Origin of the sequence: Acinetobacter pseudolwoffii, from assembly GCF_002803605.1 — a bacterium.
In the GTDB taxonomy this organism is placed as follows: Bacteria; Pseudomonadota; Gammaproteobacteria; order Pseudomonadales; family Moraxellaceae; genus Acinetobacter; species Acinetobacter pseudolwoffii.
In genome coordinates this window covers 15,480-36,341 of record NZ_PHRG01000011.1, presented here as the reverse complement: position 1 = coordinate 36,341, position 20,862 = coordinate 15,480, and the positions used below count along the sequence as shown (strand labels likewise).

15 protein-coding genes are annotated in these 20,862 nt (G+C 46.0%); 6 read left to right on the top strand and 9 right to left on the bottom strand.

Annotated elements, in window-relative coordinates:
• Positions 1 to 181 precede the first annotated feature (181 nt).
• Together clpB and CWI32_RS13520 are read left to right on the top strand one after the other, a co-directional pair.
• Positions 182 to 2,761: an ATP-dependent chaperone ClpB gene (clpB, locus tag CWI32_RS13525; protein WP_100535535.1), complete on the top strand. Its 2,580-nt coding sequence runs from the start codon at positions 182 to 184 to the stop codon at positions 2,759 to 2,761.
• Between the two features lie 228 nt (positions 2,762 to 2,989).
• Positions 2,990 to 4,273: a DUF945 family protein gene (locus CWI32_RS13520; protein WP_100535534.1), complete on the top strand. Its 1,284-nt coding sequence runs from the start codon at positions 2,990 to 2,992 to the stop codon at positions 4,271 to 4,273.
• A 90-nt stretch (positions 4,274 to 4,363) separates the two neighbouring features.
• On the opposite strand, the gene rlmKL is transcribed toward CWI32_RS13520, so the two are convergent.
• Positions 4,364 to 6,568, bottom strand: a complete 2,205-nt coding sequence (gene rlmKL / locus CWI32_RS13515; protein WP_100535533.1) for a bifunctional 23S rRNA (guanine(2069)-N(7))-methyltransferase RlmK/23S rRNA (guanine(2445)-N(2))-methyltransferase RlmL — start codon at positions 6,566 to 6,568, stop codon at positions 4,364 to 4,366.
• Between the two features lie 232 nt (positions 6,569 to 6,800).
• Here rlmKL and CWI32_RS13510 point away from each other — a divergent pair, with 232 nt between their 5' ends.
• The 4 genes from CWI32_RS13510 (at position 6,801) to CWI32_RS13495 (ending at position 11,304) form a co-directional block, all read left to right on the top strand.
• Complete coding sequence (locus CWI32_RS13510) at positions 6,801 to 7,145, top strand: hypothetical protein (protein ID WP_100535532.1); 345 nt, start codon at positions 6,801 to 6,803, stop codon at positions 7,143 to 7,145.
• 219 nt (positions 7,146 to 7,364) lie between these two features.
• Positions 7,365 to 8,381, top strand: coding sequence for an aspartate carbamoyltransferase catalytic subunit (locus CWI32_RS13505; RefSeq protein WP_100535531.1), 1,017 nt, complete (start codon positions 7,365 to 7,367; stop codon positions 8,379 to 8,381).
• A gap of 10 nt (positions 8,382 to 8,391) precedes the next feature.
• Positions 8,392 to 9,627, top strand: coding sequence for a dihydroorotase (locus tag CWI32_RS13500; RefSeq protein WP_100535530.1), 1,236 nt, complete (start codon positions 8,392 to 8,394; stop codon positions 9,625 to 9,627).
• A gap of 192 nt (positions 9,628 to 9,819) precedes the next feature.
• Entirely contained in the window at positions 9,820 to 11,304 is a 1,485-nt protein-coding gene (locus tag CWI32_RS13495) for an OmpA family protein (RefSeq protein ID WP_100535529.1), read from the top strand.
• A 55-nt stretch (positions 11,305 to 11,359) separates the two neighbouring features.
• On the opposite strand, the gene CWI32_RS13490 is transcribed toward CWI32_RS13495, so the two are convergent.
• From CWI32_RS13490 to CWI32_RS13455, 8 genes are all read right to left on the bottom strand, one after another.
• Positions 11,360 to 12,772: a short-chain fatty acid transporter gene (locus CWI32_RS13490; RefSeq protein ID WP_005171604.1), complete on the bottom strand. Its 1,413-nt coding sequence runs from the start codon at positions 12,770 to 12,772 to the stop codon at positions 11,360 to 11,362.
• Between the two features lie 97 nt (positions 12,773 to 12,869).
• On the bottom strand, positions 12,870 to 13,508 hold the full coding sequence (locus CWI32_RS13485) for a CoA transferase subunit B (RefSeq protein WP_005096536.1): 639 nt from the start codon (positions 13,506 to 13,508) through the stop codon (positions 12,870 to 12,872).
• 2 nt (positions 13,509 to 13,510) lie between these two features.
• Positions 13,511 to 14,215: a CoA transferase subunit A gene (locus CWI32_RS13480; protein WP_100535528.1), complete on the bottom strand. Its 705-nt coding sequence runs from the start codon at positions 14,213 to 14,215 to the stop codon at positions 13,511 to 13,513.
• A gap of 108 nt (positions 14,216 to 14,323) precedes the next feature.
• A complete protein-coding gene (locus tag CWI32_RS13475) occupies positions 14,324 to 15,226 on the bottom strand; it encodes a hydroxymethylglutaryl-CoA lyase (RefSeq protein ID WP_100535527.1) in 903 nt (300 codons plus the stop codon).
• Entirely contained in the window at positions 15,223 to 17,217 is a 1,995-nt protein-coding gene (locus CWI32_RS13470) for an acetyl/propionyl/methylcrotonyl-CoA carboxylase subunit alpha (RefSeq protein ID WP_005096540.1), read from the bottom strand. The genes CWI32_RS13475 and CWI32_RS13470 overlap by 4 nt, the downstream gene beginning before the upstream one ends.
• Before the next feature lie 19 nt (positions 17,218 to 17,236).
• Positions 17,237 to 18,031, bottom strand: coding sequence for an enoyl-CoA hydratase/isomerase family protein (locus tag CWI32_RS13465; RefSeq protein WP_074382975.1), 795 nt, complete (start codon positions 18,029 to 18,031; stop codon positions 17,237 to 17,239).
• A gap of 12 nt (positions 18,032 to 18,043) precedes the next feature.
• Positions 18,044 to 19,645, bottom strand: a complete 1,602-nt coding sequence (locus tag CWI32_RS13460; protein ID WP_100535526.1) for a carboxyl transferase domain-containing protein — start codon at positions 19,643 to 19,645, stop codon at positions 18,044 to 18,046.
• A 35-nt stretch (positions 19,646 to 19,680) separates the two neighbouring features.
• On the bottom strand, positions 19,681 to 20,853 hold the full coding sequence (locus CWI32_RS13455) for an isovaleryl-CoA dehydrogenase (RefSeq protein ID WP_005096545.1): 1,173 nt from the start codon (positions 20,851 to 20,853) through the stop codon (positions 19,681 to 19,683).
• Positions 20,854 to 20,862: the final 9 nt, after the last annotated feature.

Below are 20,862 nucleotides of genomic sequence, written 5' to 3'. Positions count from 1 at the left end.
GTCTCATTAAAAATTCTCTTTCGCTTACTTGAAATATGATTTGACTACACCAATATTATAATTGAAATCTGTATATTTTTTGATAATAAGTTTTTGAAAAATATACAAAAATAATTTGAAATCTGATTAATCGCACCCATATATCCATCAAGTAGAAAATTTGTTGTGAGGAATAACAAAAATGCGTTTTGAGAAATTTACCAATCGCCTGCAGCAAACCCTTTCCGATGCACAATCATTGGCCATGACTAAAGACCATAGCTCGATTGATGGGATTCATATTCTGGCCACCTTGATGGATGAAGCATCCAATGTCAGCTTGCTGCAGCAGGCCGGCGCCAATCTGCGTGAATTGCAAACCAAGCTGCAAACGGCCCTAAGTAATGCAGCAACCCTGAGCAATCCCTCCGCGGATATCAATCTCAGCCCTGAAGCGGCAAAAGTATTACATTTGGCAGACAGCTTCGCGCAAAAAGCCGGAGATGAGTTTCTATCTACAGATTGGGTACTGTTGGCGCTGGCAGAAACAGGTAACACAAAAACCTTATTAAACAGTGTTGGCCTAAAGGCAGAAACCTTAGGCCAGATCATTAATCAATTTCGAGGCGATGAAAAAGTCATGAGCAATAATCATGAAGATCAGCGTGATTCACTGAATAAGTACACCATTGATTTAACTGAACGTGCTTTGGCAGGCAAGCTTGATCCTGTGATTGGCCGTGATGATGAAATCCGCCGTACCATTCAGGTTCTGTCACGCCGCACCAAAAATAACCCGGTACTGATTGGTGAGCCGGGTGTGGGTAAAACGGCAATCGTCGAAGGTCTGGCACAGCGGATTATTAATGGTGAAGTACCTGAAGGACTGAAAGGTAAACGTGTTTTATCGCTGGACCTGGGATCTTTACTGGCCGGTGCCAAATACCGTGGTGAGTTTGAAGAACGCTTAAAAGCCGTTCTGAAAGATATTGCCAAACACGAAGGCGAAATCATCTTATTCATCGATGAGCTGCATACCTTGGTGGGTGCCGGTAAGGGTGATGGTGCGATGGACGCCGGTAACATGCTGAAACCGGCGCTGGCACGTGGCGAGCTGCGCTGTGTCGGTGCGACTACGCTGGATGAATATCGTCAGTATATTGAAAAAGATGCAGCGCTCGAGCGTCGTTTCCAGAAAGTCTTGGTGGATGAACCGAGTGTGGAAGACACCATTGCAATTCTGCGTGGTCTGAAAGACCGCTATGCAACGCATCACGGGGTACAGATTCTGGACTCTGCAATTATTGCCGCAGCGAAAATGTCACATCGTTATATCACCGACCGTCAGTTGCCGGATAAAGCCATCGACCTGATTGATGAAGCAGCATCGCGCATCAAAATGGAACTCGACTCCAAACCAGAAGCTCTGGATAAACTGGAACGCCGTCTTATTCAGTTAAAAATGCAGCTGGAAGCGGTGAAAAAAGATGAAGACTCGGGTGCCAAAGCTGAGATTCAATATCTGTCTGACCAGATCGCCACGGTTGAAAAAGAATATCAGGACCTAGAAGAAATCTGGCGTGCCGACAAGGCGCTGGTCGAAGGCAATAAGGATGTACAGATCAAACTGGATCAGGCCCGTATTGCACTGGACAAAGCGCAACGTGAAGGTGATCTGGCTGAAGCTGCACGGTATCAATATGGCGTGATTCCAGAGTTACAAAAACAGCTGGAACGTATTGAAGCAGCTGAAGAAAGTGAGGCACCGAAACTGCTGCGTGACAAAGTCACCGACAATGAAATTGCCGAGGTGGTCAGTGCGGCCACCGGTATTCCTGTGGCGAAAATGTTGCAAGGTGAGCGTGACAAACTGCTGCATATGGAAGACTTTCTGCATAACCGTGTGGTGGGGCAAGAAGAAGCTGTGGTTGCGGTGTCGAATGCGGTACGCCGTTCACGTGCAGGTCTGTCAGACCCGAACCGTCCAAGTGGCTCATTCCTGTTCCTGGGTCCAACGGGTGTAGGTAAAACAGAATTGACCAAAGCATTAGCCAACTTCTTGTTTGATAGTGACGATGCCATGATTCGTATTGATATGTCTGAATTCATGGAAAAACATTCGGTCAGTCGTTTGGTCGGTGCGCCTCCGGGCTATGTGGGTTATGAAGAAGGCGGGGTGCTGACGGAAGCGGTACGTCGTAAACCCTATAGCGTGATCTTGTTCGATGAAGTCGAAAAAGCGCATCCGGATGTGTTTAATATTTTACTACAGGTGCTGGATGATGGTCGTTTGACTGACTCGCAAGGCCGGGTAGTGGACTTTAAAAACAGCGTGATCGTCATGACGTCGAACCTGGGTTCGCAGGATGTACGTGAACTGGGCGCTAATGCAACACGTGATGAAGTTCGTACAGTAGTAATGAATGCGGTCTCGGAACATTTCCGTCCGGAGTTTATTAACCGTATTGATGAACTGGTGGTCTTCCATGCGCTGGAAAAAGACCAGATTCGCGGTATTGCCGATATCCAGTTGAATCGCTTGCGTCAGCGTCTGGCAGAGCGTGATATGCGTCTGTCGGTAGATGATAGTGCTTTCGATCAGTTAATTGATGCCGGTTTCGATCCGCTGTATGGTGCGCGTCCGTTAAAACGTGCGATCCAGCAACGTATTGAAAATGGTCTGGCTCAAAAAATCCTTGCAGGGGAATTCCAGCCGGGTGATACGATTCTGGTCCAGGCCGAAGCGGGTGATTTAATCTTCGAGAAAATGAAACTTAGCTAATATTGCCTGTCCTTTTAATTTTCAGAAAACCTAGCTTCGGCTAGGTTTTTTGATGGCTGACAATTCAGGTCATATCAGTAAAAAAATTGCTTAAAAGTGACAGCTATTTTTAATATTTTGTGATGAATATTATGTTTAAGTGATTTATTTGCAAAACAATTATCTTTATTTTTTAAGATTAACTATAATTTATGTTCAATAAAAATAGATAAATTCTGAGCAAAAACTATGTCGAAAATAGTATGGGGTGGAATTGGTGTCGTGGTGTTGGCGGGGGCTGTGAGCACGGGTAATTTATATGCAGATAAGAGCTTGAAAGCGCATTATCAACAAAATTTAAAACCAGCGCCGAACATTAGTGTGCAATATACTGACTACGCTATGGGGGCTCTACAAGGCACGGCCAAGTGGAGCATGAGCATTATGCCAGACGCGTGTAATGCCAAAGAAAAATTAGTATTTAATGGTCAAGACCAAATTCAGCGTACCTGGAAAGGCTATACCATTCATTCTCAACTCGATTTAGCACAAGGACAGGGCGCATATGCTGAATTTTTTCAGCAACCTTTAAAAGTGACGACGCAAGTCAACTGGTTGGGTGTATCGACCACACAATTACAAACCCCTGTCATCGAAAAAAAAGAAGCAGGTTTATATACCAGAATTGACCCTATACAGATCAAGTTTCAGGCAAAACAGAGTCAGGGACAACATAAAATTTTAAATATGAGTTTTGATGTGCCAGAATTGTCTATTCGTGATCAGTCTGGAAATACACAACTCAAGGGTGTGCATTTTAAAACCAATCAGGCTCTGAATGCGCAGTATTTAGAACCGGGTTATTTCGAGTTCAATATTGTCAAAATGCAGCGCCAGGATGCTAAGGCAGAAGGCTCAGGACAACTGAAAGACCTGAGCTGGCGTATGGATACCCAACTGCATGAGCGTACAGTAGATGTTCAATCAAAATTTAAAATTGCCGAAATGGGCTTAAATAATGTCCCTGCGATGCAAGACTTAGAACTCAATTGGGAGCTCAAAGACTTACAGCGTCAAAAAATGCAGATATTATTTGATATTCTGCAAAAGCAAAATAACTCTTGTCTGGAAGCAGGAAATTTTGAAAAAGATGCGATACAAGCCATGCTGGCGGTGATTAATGATGGCTTCAAGTTTGAATCGAAGCAGAATCAGTTAAAGTTAGGCACAGGCAGTATTCAGGCAGATTTAGTCGGAAAAGTAATGCCAGGCCATCAAACCACCTTGGAAAGCTTGGCAAAAATGTTCCCAAATCTGTTAGAAGTGCAAACCAATATCAGTTTCAATAAACAGGTAGTAAAAACCTTCACTCATCATTATATGCGTGCCGCAGGTAAAAATATGTCCGATCAAGAGCTGGAGCAAATGCTGAGTGCGATGCAAGCTAATCAGCAAATTCAGCGAGATGGTGATGTGTTTAAACTATCCATGCATTATCTGTATGGTGAAAAGAAGTTCTTAACTGCACAATAAGTTGTAAGTCGCTTTTTAACAGCGAATCTAAGAAGAAAAAGCCTGTTCAACTGAACAGGCTTTTGTTTTATCACAATCTAATACCAGTGATTACACTTTAGGATGGCCGATTTTCCAGGCACGGTGAATCTTCTGGTTACGCTTGAAATCAGGCCCAATGGTTTCTTGAGTAATTTCTTCGACATCATAGAACGCCAGAATTTCTTCATCCATCTCGAAACCACGATAGTTGTTCGAGAAGTACAGGGTACCATCGCTGGTTAAACGGTTCATGGCGCGTTTAAGCAAGGATAGATGGTCGCGCTGTACGTCAAACGTCCCGTAGAATTTTTTCGAGTTTGAGAAAGTGGGTGGATCAATAAAGATCAGCTCATATTGCTCATGACCTTCTTTGAGCCATTCAAAACAGTCAGATGCAAAGAACTGATGTTGTTCATCGGCGTGATCTACGGTTAAACCGTTCAGCACGAAGTTTTCCTTCGACCAGTTCAAATAGGTATTGGAAAGATCGACACTGGTGGTACTTGCAGCACCACCCAAGGCAGCATGTAGGCTCGCCGTAGAGGTATAGCTGTAGAGGTTCAGGAAGTGTTTGCCTTTGGCCTCACGGGCAATACGCAAACGCATTTGACGATGATCCAGGAACAGACCGGTATCCAGATAATCGGTCAGGTTAACCAGAATCTTGGCCTTACCTTCCTGTACGATAAAACGCTTCGATGCGGTACTTTGTTTGGTGTACTGGTTTTTACCTTCCTGACGTGCGCGGGTCTTGATAAAGATCGCATCACGGCCCAGACCGGTCACAGCGCGAATGGCTTGCAGTGCCAGGTTAAAGCGTTTCTTGGCTTTTTCAGGGTCAATCGTTTTAGGTGGAGCATATTCTTGCACATGCAGGCGCTCACCATACAGATCCACCGCGACATTAAAGTCTGGTAAATCGGCATCATACAGACGTAAACAGTGTACGCCTTCTTTGACTGCCCATTTTTTCAGGGCTTGCATATTTTTGGTCAGACGGTTGGCAAACTCCATCGCACCTTCGATTGGTTCGAATTGTTGCGGCTGCCAACCTTCCAGAAACGGACGCACCACAGCCGCAGGTTTAACCGTACCAAAGCGGATATAGATCGGCAATTTACCATTCATCAAACGCAGGATTTGCGGATCATTAAAGGCCAGCACGTCAGCCTGTTCGACTTGAGAGGCAATCACCGCCGCTTTTTGATTCGGGAAATTCTTTTGCAGTAAAGCCGATAAACCAAGATATAAAGAACGGTTCTGCGCTTTATCACCGAGACGCTCACCATAAGGCGGGTTGGTTACGAAGAAGACTTTCTTGCCTTCAGCCTGAAAATCCGGCCAGTCATTTAAAGTACGCTCTTCGATCATGATATTGTCGAGAGCAGCTTCAAAACCTGCCGCGATGATATTTTGACGTGTCGCTTTTACAGCTTCCCAGTCTGCATCGAAGGCATAGAATTGCGGTAATGGATTTTTCATTGCCGCTTGGTGGCGTTCAGCTGCTTCAGCTTTAATGCCCATCCAGAGTTCATGGTCATGGCCATTCCAGCCATTAAAACCGAAACGACGCACCAGACCCGGCGCACGGTCGGTCAGGATCATCAGTGATTCAATGATAAAGGTACCTGAACCACACATTGGATCGACAATGATGTCCGGACTAATCTGTTTAAGCTGACCTTTTTGCAAAATTGCAGCAGCCAGATTTTCCTTGATTGGTGCATCGGTCATAAAGTGGCGATAACCACGTTTATGTAATGAGTCGCCGGACAAGTCCAGACAATAGGTATGTTCTTTCTTCCCAGCCAGAATATACATGGTAATTTCTGGCTGTTTGGTATCGATACTTGGGCGTTTACCCACAGCTTCCATGAAGGAATCTACGACACCATCTTTGGCACGCAAAGTTGCGAACTGGGTATTGACCTTGATGTCACGCTCGACATGCAAGCGAATCGCAAAGGTACTTTGTGGTGCAAAAATGAGCGACCAGTCAAAGCTGATTGCACCTTCATATAGCTCTTCTGCCACATCACGGGCATCGTGAGAAAATTCAATTTCATGGGTATGAATTGGCATGAGCACACGTGAAGCCAGACGTGACCACATACAAATCCGATAAGCATTTTCCAGACTGCCTTTAAAGATTAAACGACCGGGAAAACGCTCAATATTCTGAACACCTAAGCCTTGTAGTTCTTCTTCTAATAAGGTTTCCAGACCATCGGCACAGGTGACCCAATAATTGCTTAAACGTGGAGAGGTATTCATATAATAGAGAGACCAAAAAAGATAAATAAAAAACTGCGCCAAGTTTACCGTATTTTTATATTGAAAGCTTTTTAAATTCTCTGAAAGGCCTTGCCGTGTACGCGTGAAAAATAATATTCACATGATAAATTGATGAACTGGTACGCATTTTGCTCTATACACAGCAAATCAGGCAGTCAGTCGGAGGAGAGCGATGGCTGCCTGATTTTTCAATTTTATAATGGGGGTTAAAATGTTAGAGAATCAGTTACGCAACCATGACGTTTTTTCAGTGGCCACTTTAATTTATACACGTTTGAGACGCGTGTCAGGCCGGGTCGTGGATGCGCTTTATCTGGCAGAAAATCTGGACTATGCGCGGCATGTGATTGAGCTGGTAGAACAGACCCAAGATCCAGAGTTGCAGCGTTTAATCGAGCGTTTAAAACAGGTTTGGGATCTGCCTGTGGTTCGGCAGCAACAGTTTGAAAAATCTGCACATCTGCCACAGCAGGAGAAATTGGTCTCGGTTGAACCCGATCAGGACGATATTTACCGTGCACAGGTTGCACATCATTATATCGGTGCGCTGCGATAAAACGATGGGTGTGAATGTGCCAGACTGAAGCACCCATAATTTTGTACTGAAAGTCAGCAGGATGGAAAATGGTTAAATTATCTTATTGAAAAAATACATAGGAATTTCAATTTCTATTTTTATTATCGAGGTGGTTTTTGTACAAGTAGTCACATTGCCAACTACTCAGACTGGCCAATCTCTGTATAATATGTTGACTTAACGCATAAGGAATCTCTCATGCACTTGGCGGCATTGCATACACCGAGCCAGATTCAACTCAATAAAGAAGGTAATCTAAAACACTTCTTGACCATCGAAGGTCTTTCCAAAGAAACCCTGACAAAAATATTGGACACTGCGCAGTCCTTTTTTAATGACCAAAATCAGCTCATTACCAATAATTTGCTGGAAGGCAAAACGGTGATGAACCTGTTTTTCGAGAACTCTACCCGTACCCGCACTACTTTTGAAGCCGCTGCCAAGCGCCTTTCTGCCAACGTTCTGAATATCGATATTGCCCGTTCGAGTACCTCTAAAGGTGAAACCCTGCGTGACACCTTATGGAACCTTGAAGCGATGGCCGCCGATATTTTCGTGGTGCGTCATTCATCTTCAGGTGCGGCGCATTTTATTGCCAAAGATGTCTGTCCGACGGTGGCGATTATTAATGCCGGTGATGGCCGTCATGCCCATCCAACCCAGGCGATGCTGGACATGCTCACCATTCGCCGGGAAACCCATAAAAAATTTGAAGAGATGTCGATTGCCATTATTGGTGATATCAAACATTCACGTGTCGCGCGTTCAGATGTAGCTGCCTTGCAAACCTTAGGCTGCGAAGATATTCGGGTGATTGCACCAAATACCTTGCTGCCATACGGTTTTGAAGAATATGGTGATGGTGTTCGTCTATTTAATAACATGGAAGATGGCATCAAAGATTGCGACGTGATCATTACCCTGCGTATTCAAAATGAGCGGATTGATTCTCCGGCACTGGCATCGCAAGCTGAATTCTACAAGATGTATGGCCTGAACAAAGAACGTTTAGCGATGGCCAAACCGGATTGTATCGTGATGCATCCGGGACCAATGAACCGCGGCGTTGAAATCGACTCAAGTATTGCGGATGGTCCACAATCTGTGATTTTAAAGCAGGTGACCAATGGTATTGCGGTACGTATGGCGGTATTGGCTTTGTCAATGCAGGGCCAGCTTCAGGAACAGGGTTTGATTGCAGCGATTGCGGGTTAAGGAATAAGTCATGACTATTGTAAAAATTGAAAATGTTCGTGTGCTCGATCCAATCCAAAACACTGATTCTGTTCAGACCGTGTATCTGGAAAATGGTAAGTTCGTTGCGGAAACGGCTGCTGTCTCTGAAACCATTGATGGTCAGGGCAAATGGTTGATGCCCACCATGGTCGATCTGTGTGCACGTTTACGTGAACCGGGTCAGCAGCAACATGGCACCTTAAAATCTGAAGGTAAAGCAGCACGTGAAAATGGGATTTTGCACGTGTTTACGCCACCAGATTCAAAGCCGATCGTGCAGGACAATGGCGCACTGATTCATGGTCTGGTTGAAAAAGCCATGCTGGACGGTGGTATCTATCTTGAAGTGATTGGTGCTCAAACCCAAGGCTTGCAAGGCCAGCAACCTGCCAATATGGCCGGCTTGAAAAAAGGCGGATGTACTGCGGTGTCCAATGCCAGTGCGCCTTTTGCCAATGATGACGTGGTATTACGTACACTGGAATATGCTGCAGGTTTAGATCTGACTGTGGTGTTCTATGCAGAAGAGCCGCAAATTGCCAAAGATGGCTGTGTGCATGAAGGCTTTATTGCCTCACGTCAGGGCTTGCCGATGATTCCAGCACTTGCTGAAACCGTGGCAATTGCCAAATACCTGTTAATGATTGAAGTGACCAAAGTTCGTGCGCATTTCGGTTTATTATCTTGTGGTGCGTCAGTAGAGCTAATCCGGATTGCCAAAGAAAAAGGCTTGCCTGTCACCTGTGATGTGGCCATGCACCAATTACATCTGACCGATGCCTTAATTGACGGTTTTAATTCGCTGGCACATGTACGTCCGCCACTGCGTGCTGAACAAGACAAAGAATTGCTACGCCAAGGAGTAAAATCTGGGGTGATTGATGCGATTTGTACCCATCATGAACCGCTGAGCAGCTCTGCGAAAATGGCACCATTTGCTGAAACCCAGCCTGGCTTTAGCGCTTTTGATACTTATGTACCTTTTGGGATTCAACTGGTCAATGAAGGTTTGTTTACACCACTGGAATGGGTAGAAAAAGTGACTTTGGCTCCGGCACGTGTTGCACAAATGGCAGATCGCTGGACAAAAGAGGCGGGTTGGGTGCTGGTAGATCCAGAGCTAGAATGGACGCTGAACAAAGAAAGCATCGTGTCGCAAGGTAAAAATACACCGCTGATCAATCAAAAAGTGCGAGCTAAAGTTTTAAAAACGTTCCTCGCTTAATAGATCCAGCTTTTATAAAAGTCAGCTTCGGCTGGCTTTTTTTGTTTTTGAATTCTGTGTCAGTAAAATGAGTACTCAACAAAAACAGTGAAACTTTATGATATTCATACAATTATTTACATTTTCAAAAAACTGGCATCGTTACACTGATTGAATATTAAACATTAGAAAAATCAAAAGAATGGTGACAATATGAATGTAGATCTGATGGAACGCTTAAAAAGCGATGTTACAGCGATTGTGCTACAAGGCGAAACCGAACATCTATTTGCCAAAGATCAGGCACTGAGTCAGTTCTATCCCATATTCTTAAGTATATTGCGTGCACGTCCTGCATGGATTGAAAGTTTAAGCCAGCAACTCAATCCAAAAATCCATGAACTGTTTAATGGAAATTCGGCACTCAAGCAGCAGTTTCTGGATCAACTTGATCAGAGCGCACCACAAGATCAAATAGAGCAAACCCTGAATCGGGCCATTGTACCGACCCTCAATTTTTTACAGACCGAAGCCGGTGCTTCAAGTCCAGAAGCGATTAGTCATTTGCTGGAAACCCACGCCGAATCGATCCAGCGTGCATTACCTGTTTGGGCCGGATCAATTTTAGCGGCATTAGGTGTTTCTCCATTGGCAGGGCAGCATTTGAATCAGGCGCCTGAACTAGAACCAGAATATACTGTTGTGGTACAGCAACAGAAAAAAAGCGGTTTTTTATGGCCGTTTATTATTTTTCTGATTCTGGCAGCTTTAATCCTGTTTTTTGTTCGTAGCTGTATGCAGGATGATGCTGAGGATTCGGCAAACACCCAAACGACCCGTGAAATTGCCGCAGCCCAACCGGCTTCTTTACAGTTGAGTACCGGCACTAATGGTGAAATTATCAGTTGTCAGTTACAGCTGAATAATCCCCAATATATGCAAATTTTGCAAACTGAGATTAAACAGATCTTTAATTATAATATTGGTTGTGGGGCGCTCAGCAGTGAGGTTTATCATTCGGAATTTATTGATCAGGATAGCATTCCTTCCGTTTTGAAACTGATTCAAGGCATGCCAAATGTCTCACTGGACTGGATTGGTAATCAGGTTGCTATACGTGCAGCGAGTAATGCAGAAGCAGAACGTCTGGCAACACAAATTCGTAATCTGGCCAAAAATGTCACTGTTGTGACTCAACAGCCGGTCAATAGGAGTGAGGCGATTCAGGCTGCCAATAGCGAGGCAGAACAAGCATTGGCGAGTATCAAAACTGATCATGTTCAGGCCTTAGATGTTGCGACCGCACTGAATTTGCAGATTATTAATTTTGATACTGCATCGACTACCGTGCCGGAAGTGAATAAATCGGTACTGGATCAGGCTGCCGCATTATTGCAGCGCGCACCGCATGTTATTCTCAAGGTCAAAGGACATACCGATGCGCAAGGAAGTGAGGCCGAGAATAAAGTGCTGTCTGTGCAACGCGCGCAAGCAATTGTGGGTTATCTGATTGAAAAGGGGGTTGATCCTGCGCAATTGCAAGCTGTAGGCGTGGGAGAGGGCCAGCCTGTTGAACCGAATGCGACACCTGCCGGACAGTTTCAGAACCGCCGCGTAGCTTTTGAAGTGGTTAATACTGAAACAGGTACTATACGTGCAGTGGATAGCGAGGGTGTTGTAGAAAAGAAAGCCAGCTGAAATAATTTTCCAGATGAAAAAGGACGAATGATTCGTCCTTTTTATATGGCTTAAATTAAGAAAAGACCGGTGGACTATAGGTCAAAGTTCGGCCGAGGAACCAGAGTAAAAACAGCACCAGCGGGATATGAAAAACCAGTTGGGTCACGGTAAAACCGATCACATCTTTGGCCTTTAACTTCAGGATGCCCAGCATCGGCAACATAAAGAAAGGATTGATCAGATTGGGCAAGGCTTCGGCAGCATTATAAATCTGCACTGACCAGCCCAGATGCACTTTCAGATCATGCGCAGCCTGCATCACATAGGGCGCTTCGATAATCCATTTCCCTCCGCCAGAAGGAATAAAGAAACCCAGGATTGCCGAATAGAGACCCATCACGATAGCAAAGGTTTCCTGTGAAGCAATCGAAACGAAAAATTCGGCAATATAGTGTGATAGGGACAGATCGGCAGAATTCAGCGCATTGGTCATCATAAAGGCAATGCTGCCATATAAAGGAAACTGGATCAGCACACCCGAAATTGCTGGCACAGCCTTGGAAACGGCATTGAGGAAATTCCGTGGCGTACCATGTAGTGCGACACCCAAAATCAGGAAGATAAAGTTATAGGTATTTAAACTGGAGATGGCCAGAATAGGATTGCTTTCGGAAAATTCGTTAAACATCCATACAGCACCTAGCACCACAATCAGAATACTTAAAATAGGTGAGTTTTCCAGCCAGTCGCCCGGACGTTTTGATGAAGATTCTTCCGGTTTTCCTTCTTCAATCTGAACCGGAAAATGTTCAATGGTTTTAATATGACTGCCTTTCGGCGCTGACCAGTAGGCAATGGCAATCGAGGCAATAATTAGAACCGCCGTCATGATCATGGATTGCGGCAGGAAAATCGTTTCGGTAAATGGAATGACACCGGTCAGATTGTAAATCGGTTCAGGCAGGCTGCTTTTATTGGCCTGTAATTGTGCAGCAGAGGAACTGATGCCGAGTGCCCAGGTGGCCCCCATCCCGATAATCGCTGCTGCGGCTGCAGCGCGGTAATCCATATTGAGTTCTTTACGTTGTGCCAGTGCAATCACGAGTAATGCAGTTAGAACTGTGCTCATGGCCCAGTTAATCAGGGAAATGAGTAGGCTGACTGTCGCGACCAATACAATCGCACCTCGCCCTGAATGGGGCAGACGTGCCATTTTTCGGATCAGAAGCTGCATTGGTTTTGAAACCGAAACCACATAACCGACCACGATCAGCATGCACATCTGCAAGGTAAAGGGAATCAGGCTCCAGAACCCGTCACCAAAGGAAATGGCAACGTCCTGTGCCGGCGCGCCAATTCCGATAGCGGCAATTGCGACAATGATGACACCGAGCAGGGCAAAAATATAAGAATCGGGAAACCATTTTTCTGACCAGTCACTGACGCGCAGGGCGAAGCGTTGTAAGATATTTTGTTCTGTTTGCATGATTAAAATCCATTTATTCTGCATTCATTTTTAAAATTAGAGTTTTCTTTGGTCGAAAAGAAACCCTTAAAATTTTTCATTTTAAGGGCCGGGAAAATCAAGCTGCTATTTTTTGTAAAGCCACACCCGTGACTTTCTGAATCTCCTCAAAACTGACCTCTGGTGCCAGCTCAACAAGTTGAATACCATCTGGAGTGACATCCAGCACACCTAAATCGGTAATGATCCGGTTGACCACAGCCTGTCCGGTAAGGGGCAGACTGCATTGCGCAACAATTTTAGGCGTGCCATCTTTGGCGCAGTGTTCCATCAACACCACGACTTTTTGTACCCCTGCGACCAGATCCATGGCACCGCCCATACCTTTGACTTTTTTGCCCGGAATCATCCAGTTGGCCAGATCGCCAGTTTCGGACACTTCCATGGCACCTAAAATGGCGATATTGACATGACCGCCACGGATCATGGCAAAGGAATCGGCACTGGAAAAGAAAGAAGCGCCCTTACGGGCAGTCACGGTCTGTTTACCAGCATTAATCAGGTCGGCATCGACGGTTTCAGCCGTTGGAAATTCGCCAATACCGAGCAAGCCATTTTCCGATTGCAGCCAGACATTGATATTTTCTGGAATGTAATTAGCAACCAGCGTTGGTAAACCAATTCCCAGGTTAACGTAGAAACCATCTTCCAGCTCTTGTGCAGCGCGCTGCGCCATTTGATTACGTGTCCAAGCCATGATCAAGCCTCCGCCTTTAAGGTCATCTGTTCAATACGTTTTTCCGGTTGAGTATTTAGGACTATCCGGTTCACATAAATACCGGGCAGATGAATGTCATCGGGATCAAGCTCACCAATCTCGACAATTTCTTCTACTTCAGCCACGGTGATTTTGCCAGCCATAGCGCAGACCGGATTAAAGTTTTGTGCAGTTTTACGGAAAATCAGATTACCGGCTTTATCAGCCTTATAGGCTTTGACCAAGGCAACATCGGCAGTCAAGGATTCTTCCAGAATATAAGACTTGCCATTAAACTCACGCACATCCTTGCCTTCAGCAATCACGGTTCCGACACCGGTGGCGGTATAAAAAGCCGGAATACCGGCACCGCCAGCACGTAATTTCTCTGCCAAGGTGCCTTGTGGGGTCAGTTCGACTTCCAGTTCGCCACTCAGGTATTGACGTTCGAATTCTTTATTTTCGCCGACATAAGATGAAATCATTTTTTGAATCTGTTTGGTTTCCAGTAAAACGCCCAAACCAAAACCATCGACTCCGGCATTGTTGGAAATACAGGTCAGATTTTTGGCACCAGTCTGTTTCAATGCGGCAATCAATGCTTCCGGAATACCGCATAAACCAAAACCGCCGACTGCCAGTGTATGTCCATTCTGAACCACGCCGTCTAAAGCGGCCTCTGCACTGTCATAAACTTTATTTGACATTTTTTACCTCGATTTATTCTTTTCTTGCAGATTCCTTTTTGGTCAGGAAACTACTGATGTATATCCTTGAGGACTTGTATCGTGTCCGGGTATTTCTTTTATTGAGTGTCAGGCACAGGCTTTTTGCCAATAGGCATTGGCATAATTGGAGGGATTATTGCGCTGCAATACCTCACTGATATTACGGCTGGCCTGCATCAGGGCATCCAGTTGAATACCGGTTTCAAAGCCCATATTCGAGAGCAGGTAATACAGGTCTTCAGTTGAAACATTGCCTGAAGCACCCTTGGCATAAGGACAGCCACCCAGGCCAGCAATGGAGGAGTCAAATACCCGGATGCCTTGTAACAGCGACTGGTAAATATTGGCGATGGCCATGCCATAGGTATTATGGAAATGACCTGCCAAAACCTTGGTATCGATCTGAGCCAGGCAAGCATCCCAAACTTTTTGCACCCGATCCGGTGTGGCTGTACCAATGGTTTCACCCAATGACACTTCATAGCAGCCTATATCCAGTAGACGCTGCGTGACTTTGACCACCTGTTTCGGATCAATCGCACCTTCATAAGGACAGTCCACCATACAGGACACATAACCGCGTACCCGAATATCATTGGCTTTGGCGGCTGCCATCACATCGGCAAACTTTTCAAAGCTTTCATCAATCGAGCAATTGATATTTTTTCGGGTAAAGCTTTCGGACGCTGCAGTAAAGACCGCAACTTCCTTGCAACCCACCGCCAGCGCTGCTTCAAAGCCCTTCAGGTTTGGGGTGAGTAAACTGAACTGAATATTTGGGTCTTTTGGCAAGCCGGCAAACAGCTGATCGCTGTCTGCCATTTGTGGCACCCATTTGGCTGAAACACAGGAACCGACTTCAATCGCCTGTAAACCGGTTTTCATCAGATCCAGAATCAGATTTTTCCGGTCATCCAGCGTTAATGGCGTTTTTTCATTTTGCAGGCCATCGCGTGGCCCGACTTCTACAATTTTGACAAATTCGGTCATGCAACATCCTCCGTCAGTGGCTGGAACTCAAGCAGTTCATCACCGGCTTTGACCTGATCACCTTTCTGGAAATATGAACTGGCGATGATGCCGTCGTGTGGTGCACGAATCGAATATTCAATTTTCATGGCTTCGAGCGTCATCAAGACATCGTCTTTTTTGACCTTGTCATTGGCAGCGACCAGTACTTGCGTGATCACACCTGGCATTGGTGCAGTGAGGTTGTTTTCTGTCCCTTGATCATCATGCTGATCATAATCCGGCTGGATAGACTCGAATTTATGTGTCTGACCATTCTGGAACAGGGTAATGCCATGTTCAGTCTGGCTAAAGGCCAGTTTTTGCTGTTTGCCTGCCAGTTGCAAAGCTAAAGTATGTGCATCAATCAACTGACCTTGTAGCTGAATCTGCTGACCATTATAAGTGGCGATAAAACCTTGCTCTTGCGTACTGAACTGAACTTTAAGCATAATGCCATTGCGTTGTAATTGCACTGTATATGCATTTTGCTGATTCAGGCGCCAGAAAGCGTGTTGTTGCCAGACTGAGTTATTCGCAACCGGGTTTTGAGCTTGGCGTGATAATAATTCGATGAATGCAGCACTAACGATCAGTTCAGCATTGATCTCAGTCGAAGGTTTTAATAAGAACTCTTCTTCACGTTGAATCAGGCCGGTATCCAGATGGGCATTTTTAAACGAATCACACAGCACCAAACGGTCGAGGAATGCAATATTATTGCCCAAACCATCCACATGGAAATGGCCCAGGGCATGATGCATTTGCGTTAAAGCAGCTTCGCGGTTTTTGCCCCAGACAATCAGTTTGGCAATCATCGGATCATAATAGGTGCTGATTTCATCACCTTCGACAATGCCACTATCCACACGTACACAGTCATTTTGCTCTGGATAGTGTAAATAGCTGATCTGGCCAATCGCAGGAATAAAGCCTTTCTCTGGTTCTTCGGCATAGACACGTGCTTCCAGTGCATGCCCGTGGATCTGTAATTCATGCTGCTGTTTGGGTAAAGGCTCACCAAAAGCTACGCGCAGTTGCCATTCCACCAGATCCTGACCTGTAATCATTTCAGTGACCGGGTGCTCAACCTGCAAACGGGTATTCATTTCCATGAAATAGGCAGTACCATCTTGCTCGACGATAAACTCTACCGTACCGGCACCGACATAATCGACCGCACGTGCGGCATCAATCGCGGCCTGGCGCATCGCTTCAAGTTTGTCTTCTGGCATTTTTGGTGCAGGCGCTTCTTCAAGGACTTTTTGATGACGACGTTGTACCGAGCAATCACGTTCAAATAAATGCACATAATTGCCGTGGGTATCGCCAAAAACCTGTACTTCAATATGACGTGGCTGAATCACATAGCGTTCAATTAGCACATCTTCATTGCCAAAACTGGAACGCGCTTCGCTTTTACATGAAGCCAGCGAACTCAGAAAATCTTCACTGCGCTCGACCAGACGCATGCCTTTACCGCCACCGCCAGCACTGGCTTTGATTAGCACCGGATAGCCGATGCTGTCAGCCTGCTGTTTCAGGAAGTCGGCATCCTGATTGCTACCGTGATAGCCCGGGGTTAAAGGCACACCAGCTTTTTCCATCAACGCTTTAGAGGTGGCTTTGAGACCCATCGCCAAAATGGCATCGACAGGCGGGCCAATAAAGACAATATTATTGTCCTGACAGGCCAGGGCAAACTGGTCATTTTCCGACAAAAAGCCATAACCTGGGTGAATTGCTTGCGCACCAGTGTTTTTGGCCGCCTGAATAATACGTTCGATCTGTAAATAGCTTTGTGCTGCTGGCGATTCACCAATATAGATCGCTTCATCCGCCAGTTTGACATGCTGTGCCTGTGCATCGGCATCGGAGTATACGGCAACGGTGGCAATACCGAGTTTTTTTGCTGTACGAATCACACGGCAGGCAATTTCACCACGGTTGGCAATTAAAATCTTTTCAAACATCGTAGCATCCTTCTTGTTGTTATGCCGTGGTCTTGATCCAGGCCGGGCTTTGTTTGTTTAAAAATGCATTCAGTCCATTTTTCGCCTCATCTCCCTGGCGAATATGGGCAATATGCTGTGCTGTTTTAAGAAGTAAATCTTCGGTCAAAACCTGTTGGTCGACCAGTTGAATCAGTTGTTTTGAGGAATTTTGTGCAGCAGGGCCACCGAGTAACAGGGCTTCCACAATTTCATCAATTTTGCTGTCGAGCTGTTCCGGTGGAGTGACTTCATGCGCCAGTCCAATGGTTTTGGCCTGTTCCGCAGAAATTCGCTCGGCGGTCAGGAAATAACGTGAAGCCTGACGCGCACCAATCGCACGAATCACATACGGGCTGATGGTCGAAGGTGCCAGACCTAGGCGTACTTCAGAGGTGGCAAACTTGGCATCGGTGCTGGCCACGCAAATATCACAAGCTGATGCCAGACCCATACCACCGCCAAAAGCAATGCCATGCACCCGGGCGATGGTTGGCTGCTTTAAAGTCGCTAGGCTTTGCAGCATTTTCGCCAGTTTTAATGCATCTGCTTCGTTGTCTGCTTGAGAAGCCTGACCGGCCTGCTTCATCCAGTTCAGATCGGCACCAGCCGAAAAGCTTTTGCCGCGCCCTGCCAGAATCACCACACGTACATCATCACGGCTATTTAAAGACTGGAAGCAGCGATACAATTCTTCAATGACCTGAGTATTAAAGGCATTGTGCAGTTCAGCGCGATTAATCCAGACTGTTGCCACTTGATTTTGCTGTTCGAGCTGTAAAAATTGATATGTCATTTTTTTCACCTCTTACATGCGGAACACGCCAAACTTGGTCGGCTGGATTGGCGCATTCAGTGCCGCAGCTAAACTAAGACCTAACACTTCACGAGATTGGGCAGGGTCAATGACACCGTCATCCCATAAACGTGCAGAGGCATAATAAGGATGACCTTGGCGTTCGTACTGGTCACGAATTGGCTGTTTAAACTGATCTTCTTCTTCCGCAGACCAGTTAGCGCCTTTGACTTCAATCTGATCACGTTTTAAGGTCGACAATACGCTGGAGGCCTGTTCACCGCCCATCACTGAAATACGTGAGTTTGGCCAAGTCCACATAAAGCGTGGTGAATACGCGCGGCCACACATACCATAGTTGCCGGCACCAAATGAGCCGCCAATCACCATGGTCAGTTTAGGCACATTGGCATTGGCCACAGCCATCACCAGTTTGGCGCCATTTTTGGCAATGCCTTCATTTTCATACTGGCGGCCAACCATAAAGCCAGTGATATTCTGGATAAATAGCAGGGGAATATTGCGCTGACAGCACAGCTCAATAAAATGTGCACCTTTTTGTGCTGACTCGGAAAACAGAATGCCGTTATTGGCAATAATCCCGACTGGCATACCGTATAGGCTGGCAAATCCGGTAATCAAGGTAGTACCAAATCGAGCCTTGAATTCATCAAAACGCGAACCATCGACAATCCGGGCAATCACTTCACGGACATCAAAAGGTTTACGCGAATCTGTTGGCACGATACCGTATAGCTCTGAAGCATCAAACAAAGGCGCTTCCACATGTTCAGGCAACGGATTTGGTTTTTTATTTAAATTGGCCACAATATTGCGGGCAATTTCCAGGGCATGCTGGTCATTTTCAGCCAGATGATCGGCTACACCGGAGAGGCGGGTATGCACATCACCACCACCAAGGTCTTCACTGGAAACAACTTCACCGGTTGCAGCTTTGACCAGTGGCGGGCCACCGAGGAAAATGGTTCCCTGATTGCGTACAATAATAGTTTCATCCGACATGGCAGGCACATAGGCACCACCCGCCGTACAACTGCCCATTACCACGGCAATCTGGGCAATGCCTTGGCTCGACATACGCGCCTGATTATAGAAAATACGTCCGAAGTGATCACGATCCGGGAAGACTTCATCTTGTAGCGGCAAATAGGCACCGCCAGAATCGACCAGATAAATACAGGTCAAATGATTCTGCTCGGCAATTTCCTGAGCACGCAAATGTTTTTTTACGGTCAGTGGATAATAAGTGCCCCCTTTAACAGTCGCATCATTGGCAATGATCATGCAGGTTACGCCATTGACCTGACCAACGCCAGCGACCACGCCCGCAGCAGGCACATCGTCCTGATAGACCTGATAGGCAGCCAGTTGTCCAATTTCAATAAATGCCGTGCCAGGATCAATCAGATGATCAATACGTTCTCTGGCTAGTAATTTACCGCGATCCAAATGTTTTTGACGGGCAGTTTCACCCCCACCCAAGGCAATTTTTTGGACTTTCTGTTTCAGGTCTTCGACCAGATTTTGCATCGCCGTCTGGTTGTTTTTAAATTCGTCGCTGCGAATATTAATTTTGCTCTTTAATTGATTCATGCCGAACATCCTTGTCTATTCTTGTGATTTATTTTTTAGGCAGTTTCATTAAACAGTTCGCGGCCAATCAGCATGCGGCGAATTTCTGAGGTGCCTGCGCCAATTTCATACAGTTTGGCATCGCGCCATAGACGTCCCGCAGCAAACTCGTTGATATAACCGTTGCCACCCAAGGTTTGAATGGTTTCGCCCGCCATCCAGGTGGCTTTTTCAGCTGCATATAAAATCGCACTGGCGGCATCTTTACGCAGGCTACGGCTATGCTCTGCCTTGTCACATTCTGCGCCAACTGCATAGACCAGGGCTTTACAGGCCAGCCAGGTGGAATACATGTCAGCAATTTTGCCCTGCATCAACTGGAATTCACCCAGCGCCTGACCAAACTGTTTACGATCATGAATATACGGAATCACGGTATCCATACAGGCATCCATAATGCCGAGTGGGCCTGCACTTAAAACAGCACGTTCATAGTCCAGACCGCTCATCAGCACTTTGGTGCCATTGCCGACACCGCCGAGCACGTTTTCTTTTGGCACTGCGACATTGTCAAAAAATAGTGGATAAGTGTTTGAGCCACGCATGCCGAGTTTGTCTAGGTGCGTACCGTGACTAAACCCCGGCATATTTTTTTCAACCAGAAAAGCGGTCATGCCTTTGGCACCGGCTTGTAAATCGGTTTTTGCGTAGACCACCAGTACATCGGCATCGCCGCCATTGGTGATCCACATTTTCGAACCATTCAGCAGGTAATGATCACCTTTGTCTTCAGCTTTGAGTTTCATGCTGACCACATCGGATCCGGCATTGGGTTCGGACATGGCCAATGCACCGACATAATCACCAGATACCAGTTTGGGCAGATAGCGCTGTTTCTGTTCTTCACTGCCATTACGCTTAATCTGGTTTACACATAGGTTAGAATGTGCGCCATAGGACAAACCAATCGATGCTGAAGCGCGGGAAATTTCCTGCATGGCAATGATGTGTGCCAGATAACCGAAATTTGAACCGCCATATTCCTCACTGACCGTCAGACCGAGCAGGCCCATCTCGCCAAATTTTTTCCAAAGGTGAGCAGGGAATTCATTGTCACGGTCCACTTGTTGAGCAATTGGAGCAATTTCCTTGGCGCAAAATGCAGCCACTGAATCACGAAGTGCAATAAGTGTTTCGTCCAAACCGAAATCCAAGCTTTGTAAATTCATTGTTCATCC

Bases quoted from the DNA above. Each gene is read 5' to 3' on its own strand.
- clpB (WP_100535535.1), top strand. From the start codon at position 182: ATGCGTTTTGAGAAATTTACCAATCGCCTGCAGCAAACCCTTTCCGAT.
- CWI32_RS13520 (WP_100535534.1), top strand. From the start codon at position 2,990: ATGTCGAAAATAGTATGGGGTGGAATTGGTGTCGTGGTGTTGGCGGGG.
- rlmKL (WP_100535533.1), bottom strand. From the start codon at position 6,568: ATGAATACCTCTCCACGTTTAAGCAATTATTGGGTCACCTGTGCCGAT.
- CWI32_RS13510 (WP_100535532.1), top strand. From the start codon at position 6,801: ATGTTAGAGAATCAGTTACGCAACCATGACGTTTTTTCAGTGGCCACT.
- CWI32_RS13505 (WP_100535531.1), top strand. From the start codon at position 7,365: ATGCACTTGGCGGCATTGCATACACCGAGCCAGATTCAACTCAATAAA.
- CWI32_RS13500 (WP_100535530.1), top strand. From the start codon at position 8,392: ATGACTATTGTAAAAATTGAAAATGTTCGTGTGCTCGATCCAATCCAA.
- CWI32_RS13495 (WP_100535529.1), top strand. From the start codon at position 9,820: ATGAATGTAGATCTGATGGAACGCTTAAAAAGCGATGTTACAGCGATT.
- CWI32_RS13490 (WP_005171604.1), bottom strand. From the start codon at position 12,772: ATGCAAACAGAACAAAATATCTTACAACGCTTCGCCCTGCGCGTCAGT.
- CWI32_RS13485 (WP_005096536.1), bottom strand. From the start codon at position 13,508: ATGGCTTGGACACGTAATCAAATGGCGCAGCGCGCTGCACAAGAGCTG.
- CWI32_RS13480 (WP_100535528.1), bottom strand. From the start codon at position 14,215: ATGTCAAATAAAGTTTATGACAGTGCAGAGGCCGCTTTAGACGGCGTG.
- CWI32_RS13475 (WP_100535527.1), bottom strand. From the start codon at position 15,226: ATGACCGAATTTGTCAAAATTGTAGAAGTCGGGCCACGCGATGGCCTG.
- CWI32_RS13470 (WP_005096540.1), bottom strand. From the start codon at position 17,217: ATGTTTGAAAAGATTTTAATTGCCAACCGTGGTGAAATTGCCTGCCGT.
- CWI32_RS13465 (WP_074382975.1), bottom strand. From the start codon at position 18,031: ATGACATATCAATTTTTACAGCTCGAACAGCAAAATCAAGTGGCAACA.
- CWI32_RS13460 (WP_100535526.1), bottom strand. From the start codon at position 19,645: ATGAATCAATTAAAGAGCAAAATTAATATTCGCAGCGACGAATTTAAA.
- CWI32_RS13455 (WP_005096545.1), bottom strand. From the start codon at position 20,853: ATGAATTTACAAAGCTTGGATTTCGGTTTGGACGAAACACTTATTGCA.